The sequence below is a fragment of the Streptomyces sp. NPDC008121 genome (assembly GCF_042957155.1).
Taxonomy (GTDB): domain Bacteria; phylum Actinomycetota; class Actinomycetes; order Streptomycetales; family Streptomycetaceae; genus Streptomyces.
Genome location: NZ_JBIBHT010000007.1, coordinates 39345 through 56316 on the forward strand (window position 1 = coordinate 39345; position 16972 = coordinate 56316).

Here is a 16972-nt window from a genome sequence, read left to right on the forward strand (position 1 = left end):
TATAGGGACGGGCGGGGATACGGGTCCTTACAGGAGGTCCGTCGGGTCGACGGCGTCGAGGCGGGCGGCGAGCGCCGTGAGCTGGTCGCGCAGTCCGCGGATCTCCTCCAGCGACATCCCGGTCGCGGAGGCGATGCGCCGGGGCACACCGAGGGCCTTCTCCCGCAGCGCGGCCCCGGCCTCGGTGACCCGGGCGGTGACCGAGCGCTCGTCCTCGGCGCTGCGCCGGCGCTCGACGAAGCCGGCCGCCTCCAGCCGCTTGAGCAGCGGCGAGAGGGTCCCCGAGTCGAGGCGCAGGTGCTCGCCGATCCGCTTGACCGGCAGCTCCCCGTGCTCCCAGAGCACCAGCAGGACGAGGTACTGGGGGTAGGTGACCCCGAGGTCCTTGAGCGCGCCGCGGTAGACGCCGTTGAAGGCGCGGGTCGCGGCGTGCAGCGAGAAGCAGATCTGGTGGTCGAGCCGGAGGAAGTCCGCGTCCGGGGTCGAGTCGAGCGTCTCCATGGCTCCAGGGTACGGGACACCCCTCACGAACGATTGAGTTGTGCACAACTGAATTGCGCGCTACAGTCGCTGCACACCCCACCGAACGGAAACGAGGACCCCATGAACGCGATCTACACCGCTGTCGCCACCGCCAACGGCCGCGAGGGCCGCGCCATCAGCTCCGACGGCCACATCGACCTCCCCCTCGCGCACCCCCAGGCCCTCGGCGGCAACGGCCAGGGCACCAACCCGGAGCAGCTCTTCGCCGCCGGCTACGCGGCCTGCTTCGCCAGCGCCATGGGTGTGATCGCCCGCCAGGAGAAGATCGACATCGCGGACGTCTCGGTCACCGCCGAGGTCTCCATCGGCAAGGACGAGGCGGACAACGGCTTCGGCCTCGCGGTCGTCATGCGCGCCGAGTTCCCCGACCATCTCCAGGGCGAGCCCGGCCGCGAGCTCCTGGAGAAGACCCACGCGTTCTGCCCGTACTCCAAGGCGACCCGCGGCAACATCGCGGTGGACCTCGTCATCGAGTAGTGGTCGCCCCGCACCACAGGGTGGAACGAGGTGCGGCGGGGGGCGTCGGGATGCGCGAGCGCCCCTTCCGCGCGCCTCCCCGCTCGGCTCGTGCGCACCCCCTGAACCGGAGAGCTGTTCGACTCGAACTCCCCGCCCCGCCCGGGCGGGCAGGGGGCGAGCGGACGGCCCCGGAGACGCGGAAAAGGCCCTCTCCACGGAGAGGGCCTTCCTGTCGCAGCAGGTCAAACGGGTGAACCTGCGGCGTGTCCCGGTGGGGCGGGTGGGACTCGAACCCACGGCCGACGGATTATGAGTCCGCTGCTCTAACCGGCTGAGCTACCGCCCCGGAGCGTGTGGCGCGTACATGTGTGCGCGCCGTCTGCCGCAGCATAGCCGCTCATACGATCTCTCGCTGTGGATGGTCGGCAACGCACGACCATGAGGACTTCCGTCGGAGCGGCGCGGTTCCCGGAGACAAGAAAAAGGACCCCGAAGGGTCCTCTTCCTCTCTGCTCCCCCGGCTGGACTCGAACCAGCAACCCTCCGGTTAACAGCCGAATGCTCTGCCAATTGAGCTACAGGGGATCGCGCTCCCCCGACTGGACTCGAACCAGTAACCTGCCGGTTAACAGCCGGCTGCTCTGCCAATTGAGCTACAGGGGATTGCTGCGGTTGCACCGAACGTACCCACCTCGGGTGTCTCCGAGCGGCGCTCGTTCGCTGCGACACATACATTAGCGCAATCAGGGGGGTGCTCCGCCAATCGGTATGCCGCGCCCCGTCGCGGGCACCAGTGAGGCATCAGCGAAGCTCCAGGGAAGGGTGGTGCCGCCGTGCGGTACAAGCTGACGTTCGTCGTGGGAGTGGCCCTCGGTTACGTCATCGGCACACGAGCCGGGCGCGAGCGCTACGAACAGTTGAAGAAGTCCGCGCGGGACCTCTCGCGGAACCCGGCCGTGCGCAACGCCGCCGAGTCCGCCGCCCAGACCGGGCGTGAGGTCGCGGGCAAGGCGATGCACGTGGTGAGCGACAAGGTCGGGGACAAGTTGCCCCCCTCGGTCACCGACCGGGTGCACGCCCTGCGCGGACACAACGGGCAGGTCAGGGGCTCCGGGACCGATGACGACTGGGGCACCAGCAACACCTGAGGGCGCGGGGGCGGGCCGCCCGGACGGGCGTGCCGCCCCCGCTCGCTCCCCCCGCCCCGCCGCGTGCGGCAGAATCTCCCGTATGGGGATAGTCGCCGGTCTGGACAGTTCTGCTGAGTTCACCCGCATCGTCGTCTGCGACGCGGACACGGGTGCCGTGCTGCGGCAGGGCCATGCCCCGCACCCGGGTGAGCCGAAGGCCGCCGACGTCGACCCGCAGAGCTGGCTGCTCTCGCTCGGCGAGGCCGCGGCCGGCGGGCTGCTCGAAGGCGTCCAGGCGATCGGCGTCTCCGCCCAGCAGCACGGGCTCGTCCCGCTCGACGCGCAGGGCGGCCTGGTGCGCGCCGCGCTGGTCGGCAACGACCGGCGGGCCCAGGTGGCCGCCGCCGATCTCGTCGAGGCCTTCGGCGGACGGCAGGCGTGGGCCGAGGCCGTCGGCTCCGTCCCGCAGGCCGGTCTGCCCGTCGCCAAGCTCCGCTGGCTGGCCCGCACCGAGCCGGAGAACGCCCGGCGGGTCGCGATGGTCCTCCAGCCGCACGACTGGCTGGTCTGGCAGCTGCTCGGCCGGCCCCTCCGGCGTACGACCGACCGGGGCGCCGCCTCGGCGACCGGCTACTGGTCCGCCGCCACCGGCTCCTACCGCCCCGACCTCGTCGAGCTGGCCCTCGGCCACCAGGCGGTGCTGCCCGAGGTGCTCGGCCCCGCCGAGGCCGCCGGAACCACCCCCGAGGGGCTGCTGATCTCCGCCGGCACGGGCGAGACCATGGCCGCCGCCTTCGGGCTCGGCGTCCGCACCGGGGACGCGGTCGTCTCCCTCGGCGCCTCCGGCTCCGTGATGGCCGTCCACCACCAGGCGCTCGCCGACCCGCACGGAATGATCACCTCCTTCGCCGACGCGACCGGCATGCACCTGCCCGTCGTGCACGTCTCCAACGCGGTACGGGCGCTGCGCGGCAGCGCCGAGATGCTCGGCGTGGAGAGCCTGGAGGAGCTGTCGGCGCTCGCCCTGAAGTCCACGCCCGGCGCCTCCGGTCTCGTCCTGCTCCCCTATCTGGAGGGCGAGCGCACCCCCCGGCTCCCGCACACCGCGGGCACCCTGAGCGGTCTGCGCCGGGAGTCGATGAAGCCCGAGCACTTCGCGCGGGCCGCCTTCGAGGGCATGCTCTGCTCGCTCGCCGACGCCATGGACGTGCTGCGCGGGCGGGGCGTGGAGGTGCGCCGGGTCTTCCTGCTCGGCGCGGCGGCCGAACTGCCCGCCGTCCAGGCGCTGGCGCCCGCGGTCTTCGGCGCCCAGGTGGTCGTCCCCCAGCCGGCGGACTACACCGCGCTCGGCGCGGCCCGTCAGGCCGCGTGGGCCCTCGGGGTGGCCCACGGAACCCTCTCGCCCTCCGCTCCCCCCGCCTGGCAGGGCGCCGCGGCCCAGGTCTTCGAGCCGGGCGAGGAGCTGGCGGTGGGCCAGGCGGTACGCCAGCAGTACGCCGCGACCCGGGACCAGATCCACCCGGGGGCCTTCGGCGCCTGAACACGCGCCAAAACGAGTCGTCACGTCCCGGGGGCACGGGCGATAGTAGAAGCCGTGCTCATAAGACTTCTCCGGACCCACCTCCGACCGTACAAGAAACCCATCGCCCTGCTGGTGTTCCTGCAGCTGCTGCAGACCTCCGCCTCGCTCTACCTGCCGACCCTCAACGCCGACATCATCGACAACGGTGTCGTCGACGGGGACACCGGCTACATCCTGCGCTTCGGCGCGCTGATGATCGCGGTCTCCGTGCTGCAGGTCGTCTGCAACATCGGAGCGGTCTACTACGGAGCACGGACCGCCTCCGCCCTCGGCCGTGACGTGCGCGCGGCGGTCTTCGAGCGGGTGCAGTCGTTCTCCGCCCGGGAGGTCGGGCAGTTCGGCGCGCCCTCGCTGATCACCCGTACCACCAATGACGTCCAGCAGGTCCAGATGCTGGTCCTGATGGGGTTCACGCTGATGGTCTCCGCGCCCATCATGTGCGTCGGCGGCATCGTCATGGCGCTGGGGCAGGACGTACCGCTGTCGGCGGTGCTGCTGGCCGTGGTGCCGGTCCTCGGGATCGCGGTGTCGCTCATCGTGAAGCGGATGCGGCCCCTCTTCCGGACCATGCAGGAGCGGCTGGACACGGTGAACCGGGTGCTGCGCGAGCAGATCACCGGCAACCGCGTGATCCGGGCGTTCGTGAAGGACGGCTACGAGCGCGAGCGGTTCAAGGGGTCGAACACCGAGCTGACCGACGTGTCGATGGCGACCGGACGGCTGATGGCGCTGATGTTCCCGACCGTGATGACGGTCGTGAACGTCTCCAGCGTCGCCGTGGTCTGGTTCGGTGCCCACCGCATCGACAGCGGCGGGATGCAGATCGGCGCGCTGACCGCGTTCCTGGCCTATCTGATGCAGATCGTGATGGCCGTGATGATGGCCACCTTCATGTTCATGATGGTGCCGCGGGCCGAGGTGTGCGCCGAGCGCATCGAGGAGGTGCTGTCCACCGAGAGCAGCGTCGTGCCGCCCGCCGAGCCGGTGCGCGCGCTGCGCGGCCGGGGGCACCTGGAGGTGCGGAGCGCGGACTTCCGCTATCCGGGTGCCGAGGAGTCGGTGCTTCGGGAGGTCGAGCTGGTCGCCCGTCCGGGCGAGACGACCGCGATCATCGGCTCGACGGGCAGCGGGAAGTCGACGCTGCTCGGGCTGGTGCCGCGGCTCTTCGACGTCACGGGCGGCGAGGTCCTCGTCGACGGTGTGGACGTCCGGACGCTCGACCCGGCGCTGATGGCGCGGACGGTCGGTCTCGTCCCGCAGAAGCCGTACCTCTTCTCGGGGACGGTCGCGACCAACCTGCGGTACGGGAACCCCGACGCGACCGACGAGGAGCTGTGGCACGCGCTGGAGGTCGCGCAGGCGGCCGCGTTCGTGAGGCAGCTGGACGCCGGTCTCGACGCGCCGATCGCGCAGGGCGGCACCAATGTGTCCGGCGGACAGCGGCAGCGTCTCGCGATCGCGCGGACGCTGGTGCAGCGGCCGGAGATCTACCTCTTCGACGACTCGTTCTCGGCGCTCGACTACGAGACGGACGCCCTGCTGCGGGCCGCGCTGGCGGCGGAGACGGCGGACTCGACCGTCGTGATCGTCGCCCAGCGGGTGTCGACCATCCGGGACGCCGACCGGATCGTCGTCCTCGACGAGGGTCGGGTCGTGGGCTCCGGACGCCATCGCGAACTGATGGCGGGCAATGAGACGTACCGGGAGATCGTGCTCTCCCAGCTGACCGAGGCGGAGGCAGCCTGATGGCCGGTCCAGGCGGACGGATGATGGCCGGCGGCGGCCCCGACCAGCGGTCCATGGACTTCAAGGGGTCGGGCAAGCGGCTGCTGAAGTCCTTGGCTCCCGAGCGGGGCGCGCTGTGGCTGATGCTCCTTACCGGTGTGCTGAGCGTGGCGGGCTCGGTGGTCGGGCCGCTGATCCTCGGCAAGGCGACCGACCTGATCTTCGCGGGGGTCGTCGGACGGCAGACGACCGACGGCACCACCAAGGCGCAGGCGATCGAGGCGCTGCGGGCCGCGGGCGACGGCGGAATGGCCGACATGCTGTCCGGGGTCGACTTCACGCCCGGGCAGGGCATCGACTTCGCGGCGGTCTCCACGGTGCTGCTGTGGGTGCTGGCGGTCTATGTGGCGGCCGGGCTGCTGATGCTGGTCTCCACCCGGATGTCGATCAAGGTGATCAACCGGACGGTCTACCGGATGCGGGAGGACGTCCAGGCGAAGCTGGCGCGGCTGCCGCTGTCGTACTTCGACAAGGCCAAGCGCGGTGAGGTGCTCAGCCGGGCGACCAACGACATCGACAACATCTCGCAGACGCTCCAGCAGTCCATGGGACAGCTGATCAACTCGCTGCTCACCATCGTCGGCGTGCTGGTGATGATGTTCTGGATCTCCCCGCTGCTCGCCCTGGTGGCGCTAGTGACGGTGCCGGTGTCGGTGGTCGTGGCGACGCGGATCGGCAAGCGGTCGCAGCCGCACTTCGTGCAGCAGTGGAAGTCCACGGGCGCGCTCAACGCCCATGTGGAGGAGATGTACAGCGGTCACGCGCTGGTGAAGGTCTTCGGGCGGCAGGACGAGTCGGCGGCCGGTTTCCGCGAGCAGAACGAGGCGCTGTACGAGGCCGGGTTCAAGGCGCAGTTCAACAGCGGTGTCATGCAGCCGGTCATGTTCTTCATCTCGAACATCAACTACGTCCTGGTGGCCGTCGTCGGCGGTCTGCGGGTGGCGTCGGGCACGCTGTCGATCGGCGACGTCCAGGCGTTCATCCAGTACTCCCGGCAGTTCTCGATGCCGCTGACGCAGGTGGCGTCGATGGCGAACCTGGTGCAGTCGGGTGTCGCCTCGGCCGAGCGGATCTTCGAGCTCCTCGACGCGGAGGAGCAGGAGCCGGACTCTCCGGTGAGCGAGCACCCCACCGGAGTGAAGGGGAAGGTCGCCCTGGAGTCGGTCTCCTTCCGCTACGAGCCGGACAGGCCGCTGATCGAGGATCTGTCGCTGACGGTGGAGCCGGGGCAGACGGTCGCGATCGTCGGCCCGACCGGCGCCGGGAAGACGACGCTGGTGAACCTGCTGATGCGGTTCTACGAAGTGACCGGCGGCCGGATCACCCTCGACGGTGTCGACGTGGCCCGCATGTCCCGGGACGAGCTGCGCTCCGGGATCGGCATGGTCCTCCAGGACACCTGGCTCTTCGGCGGGACCATCGCCGACAACATCGCCTACGGCGCGTCGGGCGAGGTCACCCGGGAACGGATCGAGGAGGCGGCGCGGGCGGCCCATGCCGACCGGTTCATCCGGACCCTCCCCGACGGTTACGACACGGTCATCGACGACGACGGGGCCGGGGTCAGCGCGGGTGAGAAGCAGTTGATCACCATCGCGCGGGCGTTCCTGTCGGATCCGGTGATCCTGGTCCTGGACGAGGCGACCAGCTCCGTGGACACCCGTACGGAGGTCCTGATCCAGAAGGCGATGGCGCGGCTGGCCCACGGGCGGACGAGCTTCGTCATCGCGCACCGGCTCTCCACCATCCGGGACGCGGACGTGATCCTGGTGATGGAGGACGGCTCGATCGTCGAACAGGGCACCCACACCGAGCTGCTGGCCGGGGCCGGCGCCTACGCCCGCTTGTACGCCGCGCAGTTCGCCCAGGCGGTCGCCGAGGTGGACTGAGCGGCACGGGACGCCTCGCCCCCGGCCGGGCGGGGCTCTCGGAACACCTCTCAGTCGAGGTAGCCGCGGAGCTGGTCGGCGAAGGCGTGGTCCCGCAGCTTGCCGAGGGTCTTGGACTCGATCTGGCGGATGCGTTCGCGGGTCACGCCGAAGAGGCGTCCTATCTCCTCCAGGGTGCGGGGCCGGCCGTCGTCGAGGCCGTAGCGGAGCTGGACGACCTTGCGTTCCCGCTCGCCGAGGGTGGAGAGGACCGCCTCCAGGTGCTCGCGGAGCAGGAGGAAGGCGGCGGACTCGACGGGGGACGCGGCGTCGCCGTCCTCGATGAGGTCGCCGAGGGCGACGTCGTCCTCCTCGCCGACCGGGGCGTGCAGGGAGACCGGTTCCTGCGCGAGGCGCAGCACTTCGCCGACCCGTTCGGGGGCCAGGTCGAGCTGGGCGCCGACCTCTTCGGGGGTGGGTTCGTAGCCGCGTTCCTGGAGCATCCGGCGCTGGACGCGGACGACGCGGTTGATCAGTTCGACGACGTGGACGGGGACGCGGATGGTCCTGGCCTGGTCGGCGAGGGCCCGGGACATAGCCTGGCGGATCCACCAGGTGGCGTACGTCGAGAATTTGTAGCCGCGGGCGTAGTCGAACTTCTCGACGGCCCGGATGAGGCCCAGGTTGCCCTCCTGGACCAGGTCGAGCATGGTCAGGCCGCGTCCGACGTACCGCTTGGCGACGGAGACGACGAGCCGCAGGTTGGCCTCGATGAGCCGGCGCTTGGCCATCCGGCCCAGGACGACGAGCCGGTCCAGGTCGAGGGCGAGCTGGGAGTCCAGGTCGGCGGCGGTGGCGAGTCTCTCCTCGGCGAAGAGGCCGGCTTCGACCCGGCGGGCCAGCTCGACCTCCTCGGCCGCGGAGAGCAGGGGTATGCGGCCTATCTCGCGCAGGTACTGGCGGAACAGGTCGGAGGAGGGCCCGCCGGCGCCGGCGTCGGCCCGCCGGGGGGTGGCCTCCGGTTCGGGCGCCTCGTCCGCGAAGTCGGCGGTCTCGGACGGCTCGGAGGGCTCCGGCGCTTCGGAGGTCTCCGACGCCTCGGGGCGGGGGGCGGCCGGGCGCCCCTCGGACACGGCGTCCGTCGGGGACAGGGTCTGGGTCTGCACGGGGGCGACCTCCAGGTGATCGCTGCCGGTGCTCCGGGGGCTCAGGCACCGCCCCCAGTGTGGGGTACGACACATCACCGCCACGAGGGGCGTGCGGTGACTTTTTGAGTTCGACGGGTCACCGAACGTCAGAGGAGGCCGGTGGGGCGGCGCGGCCCCGGCGCGATCGGCCGGACACCTCAGAGGGCCGCGGCTCCGTTGTTGCGGAGCGAGCGGCCGTACTGGGTGAGGATCCACAGCTCGTTCTGGACGGCCGCGAGGCGCTCCGGGTCGCCGTGGGCGCCGAGGCGGGCGAGGGTGCCCTGGATGTCGCGGATGCGGCGGTCGACGGCGCGCAGCCGGACCGTGACGAGCTGGTCGCCGGCGTAGGCCTCATCCACGATCTTGGCGAAGATCGCCTCGACGGCGAGTTCGGTGACGAGGGCGCGGACGGTGTCGTCGGGCGCGGCCTCGCGGACGGCGGCGAGGTAGTCGGCGGGGGCGCCGGTGGCGCCGCCCGCGTCCTGGATGCACTGGCGCACGGCGGCGTAGGGCGGGGCGGTGAACTCGTCGGCGCCGTACGCGTCGAAGGCCGGGGAGACCAGCTCGGGGCGCTGGAGGGCCAGTTTGAGCAGCTCGCGTTCGGTGCGGTGGGCGGGGCTGCGCAGGTTGAGGGCCGGGCCTGCCTGGGCGGCGGGGGCCTGGATCGGGGAGGGGGCCTGGCGGGTGCCGGGGGCGGGCGCCGGGCCGCGGCCGCCCCGGTCCCGGGCCCAGCGGGCGATCTGGGCGACGCGGCGGACGACGAACTGGGTGTCGAGGATGCCGAGCATGCCGGCGAGCTGGACGGCGACCTCGTGCTGGGAGGCGACGTTCTTGATGCGGGCGACGATCGGGGCGGCCTCGTCGAGGGCGGCGGCGCGGCCCGCCGGGGTCTCCAGGTCGTAGCGGCTGACGATCTGGCGCAGGGCGAACTCGAAGAGCGGGGTGCGGGGCTCGACGAGGTCGGAGACGGCCTGGTCGCCCTTGGCGAGGCGCAGATCGCAGGGGTCCATGCCGTCGGGGGCGATCGCGATGTAGGTCTCGGCGGCGAACTTCTGGTCGTCCTCGAAGGCCCGCAGGGCGGCCTTCTGGCCGGCCGCGTCGCCGTCGAAAGTGAAGATCACGCGGGCCGAGCCGTTGTCCATCAGGAGTCGGCGCAGGATCTTGATGTGGTCGCCGCCGAAGGCGGTGCCGCAGGTGGCGATGGCGGTGGTGACGCCGGCGAGATGGCAGGCCATGACGTCGGTGTAGCCCTCGACGACGACGGCCCGGCTGACCTTGGCGATGTCCTTCTTGGCCAGGTCGATGCCGTAGAGGACCTGGGACTTCTTGTAGATCGGCGTCTCGGGCGTGTTGAGGTACTTGGGGCCGTTGTCGTCGTCGCGCAGCTTGCGGGCGCCGAAGCCGACGACCTCGCCGCCGATGTCGCGGATCGGCCACATCAGGCGGCCGCGGAAGCGGTCGATGGGGCCGCGGCGGCCGTCCTGGGAGAGTCCGGAGAGGATCAGCTCCTTGTCGGAGAAGCCCTTGCCGCGCAGGAAGCGGGTGAGGTGGTCCCAGCCGGCCGGGGAGTAGCCGACGCCGAAGTGTTCGGCGGCGGCCTGGTCGAAGCCGCGCTCGGCGAGGAACTTCCGGCCGATCTCGGCTTCGGCTCCGCCGAGTTGATCGGCATAGAACCGGGCGGCGGCCTGGTGGGCCTCGACCAGGCGGATCCGCTCGCCGCGCTGGTGGCCGGGGTTGTAGCCGCCTTCTTCGTACCGCAGGGTGATGCCGGCCTTGGCGGCGAGGCGCTCGACCGTCTCCGAGAAGGAGAGGTGGTCGATCTTCATCACGAAGGCGATGGTGTCGCCGCCCTCCTGGCAGCCGAAGCAGTGGAACAGGCCCTTGCTCGGGCTGACCTGGAAGGAGGGGGACTTCTCGTCGTGGAAGGGGCACAGCCCCTTGAGGTTGCCGCCGCCGGCGTTGCGCAGCTGGAGGTACTCGGACACGACGGCGTCGATCGGGACCGCGTCCCGTACCGCCTTCACGTCGTCATCGTTGATCCTGCCTGCCACGCGTGAAGTCTACGGCGGGTCGGGGCGGTCGCCCCCCGGGCGGCGCCGCCGCCGGCGGGGCGGTCGCCCCCCCGGGCGGCGCCGCCGCCGGCGGGCGGGCGGCGGGTCAGGCGAGGCTCTCCAGGGGCACGGAGGGGTCGGCGAGGGCGTCCGGGTCCAGCCGGGCGCCGGATCGGATGAGCCGCTGGATGTCGTCTGTGACGTCCCACACATTCACGTTCATTCCGGCGAGGACCCGGCGGTCCTTCAGCCAGAAGGCGATGAACTGCCGCTTGCCGGCGTCGCCGCGGAGGACGACCTGGTCGTACGAGCCGGGCGGGGCCCAGCCGGAGTACTCCATGCCCAGGTCGTACTGGTCGGAGAAGAAGTACGGGACGCGGTCGTAGGAGACCGGGCGGCCGAGCATGGCGCGGGCGGCGGCGGGGCCGCCGTTGAGGGCGTTGGCCCAGTGCTCGACGCGCAGCCGGGTGTGCAGCAGCGGGTGGTGGGCGGCGGCGACGTCGCCGGCCGCGAAGATCTCCGGGTCGGAGGTGCGCAGCGACTCGTCGACGGCGATGCCGCCGCCGTGGGCGCGGTCGACGAGGGCGAGGCCGGCGGCTTCGGCGAGGGCGGTGCGGGGGGCCGCCCCGATGGCGGCGAGGACGGCGTGGGCGGGGTGCTCCTCGCCGTCGTCGGTGCGGACGGCGAGGACCATGCCGTCCTGGCCGACGATCTCGGTGAGCCGGGCGCCGAAGTGGAAGCGGACGCCGTGCTCGGCGTGCACGTCGGCGAAGAGCTGGCCGAGTTCGGGGCCGAGGACGTGGTGGAGCGGGGTGGGCTCGGACTCGACGACGGTGACCTCGGCGCCGTAGCCGCGGGCGGCGGCGGCGACCTCCAGGCCGATCCAGCCGGCGCCGGCGATGACCAGGTGGCCGTTGTCGCGGCCGAGGGCGGCCAGGACCTGGCGGAGCCGGTCGGCGTGGGCGAGCCGGCGCAGGTGGTGGACGCCGGCGAGCGCGGTGCCGGGGATGTCGAGGCGGCGGGGCTCGGCGCCGGTGGCGAGGAGGAGCCGGTCGTAGCCGATGGTGGTGCCGTCGCCGAGGCGTACGGTGCGGGCCTCGCGGTCGACGGCGGTGACCGGCTGGCCGAGGTGGAGCTCGATGTCGTGCGCGGCGTACCAGGCGGGTTCGTGGACGAAGACGGTGTCCCGCTCCTCCTTGCCGGTGAGATAGCCCTTGGAGAGCGGTGGGCGTTCGTAGGGGTGGTCGCGTTCGTCGCCGATGAGGATGACCCGGCCGTTGTACCCCTCCGACCGGAGCGTCTGTGCCGCCTTGGCTCCGGCGAGCCCTCCGCCGACGATGACGAAGGTCTGATCTGCGTCGACCACGTTGATGCCTCCTCGTTGCGACCGGTTCCACGCTACGCCTCCGGGCGTTCGGCGAGCCGTACCGCCCCGGGCCCCCGGACGAGCGTCCCGTACGCACGGTGATGACGGAAGGGGGCGAACGGCCGGTGGGGCGCCGGGCCCGGGGGCGCCCGGGGCGCGGTCTCAGGCGGGGCGGGGGCGGAGGCGGGCGTGGAGGGCGCGGGCGGAGGCGTCGGTCAGGGAGGAGATCTGGTCGACGATCACCCGCTTGCGCGCGCGGTCGTCAGCGGCGGCGTCGAACAGGGCGCGGAACTGCGGGTCGAGGCCCTCGGGAGCGCGGGCGGTGAGCCCCTCGGCGAGTTCCGCGAGGACGACGCGCTGGTCGGCGCGGAGGACCTCCTGCTCGGCGCGCTGCATGACGTACCGGTCGGCGACGGCCTTGAGGACGGCGCATTCGTGGCGGGCCTCGCGGGGGACGACCAGTTCGGCGGCGTACCGGGTGAGGCGTCCGGTGCCGTACCGCTCGCGGGTGGCGCCCTCGGCGGCGAGGCAGAAGCGGCCGATGAGCTGGCTGGTGGCGTCCTTGAGGCGGGCCTGGGCGACGGCCGATCCGTCGTAGCCGTGCGGCCACCAGTCCTGCTCGACGAGCCGGTCGAGGGCGGCGGCGAGCTCCTGCGGGTCGGTGTCGGACGGGACGTACCGCCCGATGGCGACGCTCCAGATGTCGGCGCGCTCGGGTTCGGAGAAGAGCATGTTCGGGTCGATGTGGCCGGCGTGCAGGCCGTCCTCGAAGTCGTGGACGGAATAGGCCACGTCGTCGGACCAGTCCATGACCTGGGCCTCGAAGCACTTGCGGTGGGCGGGGGCGCCCTGCCGGGCCCACTCGAAGACGGGCAGGTCGTCCTCGTACACGCCGAACTTGGGCGAGTGGGGGTCGTCGGGGTGACCGCCGCGCGCCCAGGGGTACTTGGTGGCGGCGTCGAGGGCGGCGCGGGTGAGGTTGAGGCCGACGCTGACGACGTCGCCGCCGTCGGTCTCGACGAACCGCTTGGGCTCGATGCGGGTGAGCAGGCGGAGCGACTGGGCGTTGCCCTCGAAGCCGCCGCAGTCCTTGGCGAAGTCGTTGAGGGCCTGTTCGCCGTTGTGCCCGAAGGGCGGGTGGCCCATGTCGTGGGAGAGGCAGGCGGCTTCGACGAGGTCGGGGTCGCAGCCGAGGGCGGCGCCCAGCTCGCGGCCGACCTGGGCGCACTCCAGGGAGTGGGTGAGCCGCGTGCGGGGGCTGGCGTCCCAGGCCTGGCTGCGGGTGCCGGGGGTGACGACCTGAGTCTTGCCGGCGAGGCGGCGCAGGGCACTGGAGTGCAGCACGCGTGCGCGGTCCCGCTGGAAGGCGGTGCGTCCGGGCCGTTTGTCGGGCTCGCCGGCCCAGCGTTCGGTGGCGGTGTCGTCGTAGCCGGGGGTGTCCGTGATGCCTTCCATGCACCGAAGGTAACCGCCGGGACCGACAGCCATGCCCTCAGGCGGAGGCGAGTTCCCAGGGGAGGGCGGCGAGGACGGCGGGCGCGGGCGCGGCGAGGGCCCGGTCGTAGCGGTGCAGGACCAGCCGGGCGAGGGCGGGATGGGCGCCGAGGGGGGCGGCGGCCGTCCAGGGCGCGGCGGCGGCGGTGCGGGTGGCGAAGAGGCCGGGGGCGGTGAAGCAGGAGGCGACGGCGACCCGGTGGCGGCCGCGGGCGGCGAGGAGGCGGACGGCGTCCGGGACGGTGGGGGTGGCGGCGGAGGCGTAGGCGGGGACGACGGGGACTCCGCCGAGGCGTTCGCCGAGGAGCGCGGCGGTACGGCGGATGCCGGCGAGGGATTCGGGGTCGCGGGAGCCGGCGGCGGCGAGGACGACGGCGGCGGAGCGCGAGGCGCTGTCGGCGGGGGTCCAGCCCGCTTCGGCGAGCCGGTCGGCGAGGGCCTCGACGAGCAGCGGGTGCGGGCCGAGGGGGGCGGCGATCCGGGTGCGCACGGCGGGTGCGGCGCCGGCGGCGGCGGGCAGGTCGTGCTTCACGTGGTAGCCGCGGCCGAAGAGGAGCGGGACGAGCACGGCCTCGCGTCCGCCCTCCGCGCCGAGCGCGGTGAGGGTGTCGGCGAGGAGCGGGGCGTTCAGCTCGACGTGGGCGAGCCGGACGTCGAGCGAGGGACGCAGCTCCCTGACCCGGTCGAGCAGCAGGGCGAGCGTCTCGCGCGCCCTCGGGTCGCGGCTGCCGTGCCCGACGGCGACCAAGGCGGGGGCCGGGGGGCGGGAAGGACGGACGAGGGCGGGGGCGCAGGCGCGGGCGGGGGCTGGAGCCGGTGCGGACGTGCCTTCGGGCGCAGGGGTGTCTTCGGGCGCGGAGGTGCCGTCGACCGCGGGGACGCCTTCGGGCGTGAGGGCGCCTTCGGGCACGAGGGCGAGGGCCGGGGCGGCCAGGGGGTTCCCCGGCGCGGGGGCGGTTCCCGGCGCGGGGGCGGTTCGGTCGGTCATGGGCGGGGGCGTTTCGTCGGGGTGCTCGGGGGCCTCGCCCATGATTCGGCCGGGGCGCCCGACCGGATGCACCCGGCTCAGCCGTTCGCCGAGCCGGGCCGTGATCCGGCCGAGCAGCTCGGCCGTGCTGTCGAAGGTGCAGTCGGGCTCCGTCATGGACCGATCCTGACCCCGGCACGTTGCCTGCCCGTTGCGCGGACGTCACGGGTGTTTACACGGCCCTCACCCGCGCCCCGGCCGCCGTGTCAGGCGCCGGCGTCGAGCCAGACGCGCAGGGTGCCGGTCTCCCGGAAGCCGAGGGAGAGGGCCGGGGGCAGATCGTCACCGGATTCGTAGCCGACGACGGGCCGGGCGGCGTCGAGGAGGGAGAGGCAGCCGGCCCACGCCTCGGCCGGGTCGGCGCCGTCCACGGCGAAGAGGTTGGAGACGCCGGTCACCGGGCCGCTGTCGCTGAGCACCGCGCCGCCGACGATCCGCCGGTCCGTGCCGTATCCGGCGACGATCGTGGTGGCGGGGTCGGCGAGCAGTCCGGGCCGGAAGAGAGCCGCCTCGTCCGGGTCGCCGCCGCTCCAGGCGGCCGCCCAGTCGGCGAGCTCCGCCGGGGTGCGGACCGGGCGCCACGCCGCCTCGGCCGGGGGCACGGGGAGGCCGGCCGGGCGGTGGATCCACCGGGCCTCGAAGAGGAGCCGGAAGCCCTCGCCCGCCAGGTCGAGGCGGGCGAAGGCGTCCTTGACCGAGGCACCGGGAGCGGTCCGGTCGATGCCGTCGAGCACATCGCGTACGGAGGCGTCCTCGGTGAGCGTCACGGCGTCGGGGTAATACAGCGGCGTGCGGCGGCCGTTGGTCCAGGCGCGGGGCCCGAAGGTGCCGGGGCGGCCGTGGGCACGGCACATCGCCTCGCACCACTCGGCGTTGTTGCGGACGGCTTCCTTGATCATGTGCGGATCGTACGGGTCCGCACCTCTACCCCGCCTCCCCCTTTCCATGCTTCCACAGTGCGAAATATATTTTCCGCTATGAGAATGTCCCCGTCGCCCGTCCCCGGGCTCCCCCGGCGCGTCGCCGCCGAACTCGTGGGCACCGCCGCCCTGGTCGCCGTCATCATCGGCTCCGGTATCCGCGCCGACTCCCTCAGCCAGGACATCGCCGTACGGCTGCTGGCCAACTCGCTCGCCTCCGCCGTCGGGCTCGGCGTCCTCATCGCGCTCCTCGGGCCCCTCTCCGGCGCCCACTTCAACCCCGTCGTCACCCTCTCCGAGTGGTGGGCCCGCCGTGGCGAGGACGGGGCGCCCGACGCGCGCGAGGTCGGGCTCTACCTCTCCGCCCAGCTCGCCGGGGCCGTCGCCGGCGCGCTGCTCGCCGAGGCGATGTTCGGGCGGTCGCCGGGCGGCTGGGCGACCCAGGTGCGTTCGGACACCCCGCTCCTGCTCGGCGAGACGGTGGCCACCGCCGGGCTCGTCCTGGTCGTCCAGGGCCTGCGCCGCATCGGCCGCCCCTCCCTCGCGCCGGTCGCGGTGGCCGCCTACATCGGGGCCGCCATCTGGTTCACCTCCTCGGGCTCCTTCGCCAACCCGGCGGCCACAGTGGGCCGGGCCTTCAGCGACTCCTTCACCGGCATCGCCCCCGGATCGCTGCCCGGTTTCATCGGCGCCCAGCTCCTCGGGGCCCTGGTCGGCATCACCCTCGCCACGGTTCTGTACGGCTCCGACGAACCGAAGGGCCCCGTTCTGCGTCGAACGGGGTGACGGCGCGGGCATGATCCGCGCAGGCGGGATCCACGGAGGTTCGTCCATGCCACGCGTACGCATACCCACCCGGCCCCGGCGGGCCGCCCGGTGGGCGCTCCCCCGCACCACGCGGGCACGCCGCCGCACGGTCCAGGCCCTGATGCTCGGGGCCGTCCTCGCGCTCGCGCCGGCGACCTGGATGCACGCCGCCGCCGACGGCCGGCTGCGCACCGCCGCCGACGTGCCCGCCCAGGACGTCGCCGTCGTCTTCGGCGCCGGCCTGTGGAAGGGCCGCCCCACGCCGTACCTCGCGCACCGGCTCGACACCGCCGCCGAGCTCTACCGCGCGGGCAAGGTCAAGGTCGTCCTCGTCACCGGCGACAACAGCCGTGTCGAGTACGACGAACCCGACGCCATGCGCGCCTACCTCGCCGGACGCGGCGTGCCCGACGGCCGGATCGTCAGCGACTACGCCGGATTCGACACCTGGGACTCCTGCGTCCGCGCCAAGAGGATCTTCGGCGTGGACCGGGCGGTCCTGGTGACCCAGGACTTCCACATCGAGCGGGCCGTGGCCCTGTGCGGGGCCGCCGGGGTCGAGTCGTACGGCGTCGGGGTCGCCGAACCGCACGACGCCACCTGGTACTACGGCGGCACCCGCGAGCTGTTCGCGGCCGGCAAGGCGGCCCTGGACGCCGCGCTCCGGCCCGACCCGCACTTCCTCGGCGAGCGCGAGCGGGGCGTGACGGAGGCGCTGGCCGCCGCCCACCCGTGATCCACGCCGCCCACCGT

The 16972-nt window shown here is 72.9% G+C and carries 14 protein-coding genes and 3 tRNA genes; 7 read left to right on the forward strand and 10 right to left on the reverse strand.

Annotated elements, in window-relative coordinates; translation table 11 throughout:
• Positions 1–27: 27 nt before the first annotated feature.
• On the reverse strand, positions 28–501 hold the full coding sequence (locus tag ACFZBD_RS22870) for a MarR family transcriptional regulator (protein WP_391142330.1): 474 nt from the start codon (positions 499–501) through the stop codon (positions 28–30).
• A gap of 102 nt (positions 502–603) precedes the next feature.
• On the opposite strand from ACFZBD_RS22870, the gene ACFZBD_RS22875 reads away from it, so the two are divergent.
• Positions 604–1020 (forward strand): Ohr family peroxiredoxin, encoded by a 417-nt coding sequence (locus ACFZBD_RS22875; protein ID WP_391142332.1) that lies wholly within the window; start codon positions 604–606, stop codon positions 1018–1020.
• A gap of 254 nt (positions 1021–1274) precedes the next feature.
• On the opposite strand, the gene ACFZBD_RS22880 is transcribed toward ACFZBD_RS22875, so the two are convergent.
• From ACFZBD_RS22880 to ACFZBD_RS22890, 3 genes are all read right to left on the reverse strand, one after another.
• Positions 1275–1348 (reverse strand) — tRNA-Ile (locus tag ACFZBD_RS22880).
• A gap of 166 nt (positions 1349–1514) precedes the next feature.
• Positions 1515–1587: transfer RNA gene (locus tag ACFZBD_RS22885), tRNA-Asn, on the reverse strand.
• A gap of 5 nt (positions 1588–1592) precedes the next feature.
• Positions 1593–1665, reverse strand: a tRNA-Asn gene (locus ACFZBD_RS22890).
• 170 nt (positions 1666–1835) lie between these two features.
• Between ACFZBD_RS22890 and ACFZBD_RS22895 the strand changes: the two genes are divergently transcribed.
• From ACFZBD_RS22895 to ACFZBD_RS22910, 4 genes are all read left to right on the forward strand, one after another.
• Positions 1836–2150 (forward strand): YtxH domain-containing protein, encoded by a 315-nt coding sequence (locus ACFZBD_RS22895; protein WP_391142335.1) that lies wholly within the window; start codon positions 1836–1838, stop codon positions 2148–2150.
• A gap of 82 nt (positions 2151–2232) precedes the next feature.
• Positions 2233–3672 carry an FGGY family carbohydrate kinase gene (locus tag ACFZBD_RS22900; RefSeq protein ID WP_391142338.1) on the forward strand — a complete coding sequence of 480 codons (1440 nt, stop codon included), beginning with the start codon at positions 2233–2235 and terminating at the stop codon, positions 3670–3672.
• 54 nt (positions 3673–3726) lie between these two features.
• Positions 3727–5460: an ABC transporter transmembrane domain-containing protein gene (locus ACFZBD_RS22905; protein WP_391142341.1), complete on the forward strand. Its 1734-nt coding sequence runs from the start codon at positions 3727–3729 to the stop codon at positions 5458–5460.
• Complete coding sequence (locus tag ACFZBD_RS22910) at positions 5460–7388, forward strand: ABC transporter transmembrane domain-containing protein (protein WP_391142343.1); 1929 nt, start codon at positions 5460–5462, stop codon at positions 7386–7388. The genes ACFZBD_RS22905 and ACFZBD_RS22910 overlap by 1 nt, the downstream gene beginning before the upstream one ends.
• A 50-nt stretch (positions 7389–7438) precedes the next feature.
• Here the strand turns inward: ACFZBD_RS22910 and ACFZBD_RS22915 are convergent, their stop codons facing one another.
• The 6 genes from ACFZBD_RS22915 to ACFZBD_RS22940 form a co-directional block, all read right to left on the reverse strand.
• The gene (locus ACFZBD_RS22915) at positions 7439–8608 is read right to left on the reverse strand and encodes a sigma-70 family RNA polymerase sigma factor (RefSeq protein WP_391142345.1); all 1170 of its coding nucleotides are present in this window, start codon (positions 8606–8608) and stop codon (positions 7439–7441) included.
• Between the two features lie 104 nt (positions 8609–8712).
• Complete coding sequence (gene dnaG / locus ACFZBD_RS22920; protein WP_391142348.1) at positions 8713–10605, reverse strand: DNA primase; 1893 nt, start codon at positions 10603–10605, stop codon at positions 8713–8715.
• A 106-nt stretch (positions 10606–10711) separates the two neighbouring features.
• Complete coding sequence (locus tag ACFZBD_RS22925; RefSeq protein WP_391142350.1) at positions 10712–11971, reverse strand: FAD-dependent oxidoreductase; 1260 nt, start codon at positions 11969–11971, stop codon at positions 10712–10714.
• Between the two features lie 162 nt (positions 11972–12133).
• Positions 12134–13426 (reverse strand): deoxyguanosinetriphosphate triphosphohydrolase, encoded by a 1293-nt coding sequence (locus tag ACFZBD_RS22930; protein ID WP_391142353.1) that lies wholly within the window; start codon positions 13424–13426, stop codon positions 12134–12136.
• A 37-nt stretch (positions 13427–13463) separates the two neighbouring features.
• Positions 13464–14453, reverse strand: a complete 990-nt coding sequence (locus tag ACFZBD_RS22935) for a CbiX/SirB N-terminal domain-containing protein (protein WP_391143310.1) — start codon at positions 14451–14453, stop codon at positions 13464–13466.
• Between the two features lie 245 nt (positions 14454–14698).
• Positions 14699–15391, reverse strand: coding sequence for a hypothetical protein (locus tag ACFZBD_RS22940; protein ID WP_391142355.1), 693 nt, complete (start codon positions 15389–15391; stop codon positions 14699–14701).
• Between the two features lie 78 nt (positions 15392–15469).
• Here ACFZBD_RS22940 and ACFZBD_RS22945 point away from each other — a divergent pair, with 78 nt between their 5' ends.
• Both ACFZBD_RS22945 and ACFZBD_RS22950 read left to right on the forward strand, forming a co-directional pair.
• Positions 15470–16198 carry an aquaporin gene (locus tag ACFZBD_RS22945; RefSeq protein WP_391142357.1) on the forward strand — a complete coding sequence of 243 codons (729 nt, stop codon included), beginning with the start codon at positions 15470–15472 and terminating at the stop codon, positions 16196–16198.
• A 46-nt stretch (positions 16199–16244) separates the two neighbouring features.
• On the forward strand, positions 16245–16955 hold the full coding sequence (locus tag ACFZBD_RS22950) for an ElyC/SanA/YdcF family protein (RefSeq protein WP_391142359.1): 711 nt from the start codon (positions 16245–16247) through the stop codon (positions 16953–16955).
• Positions 16956–16972 lie beyond the last annotated feature (17 nt).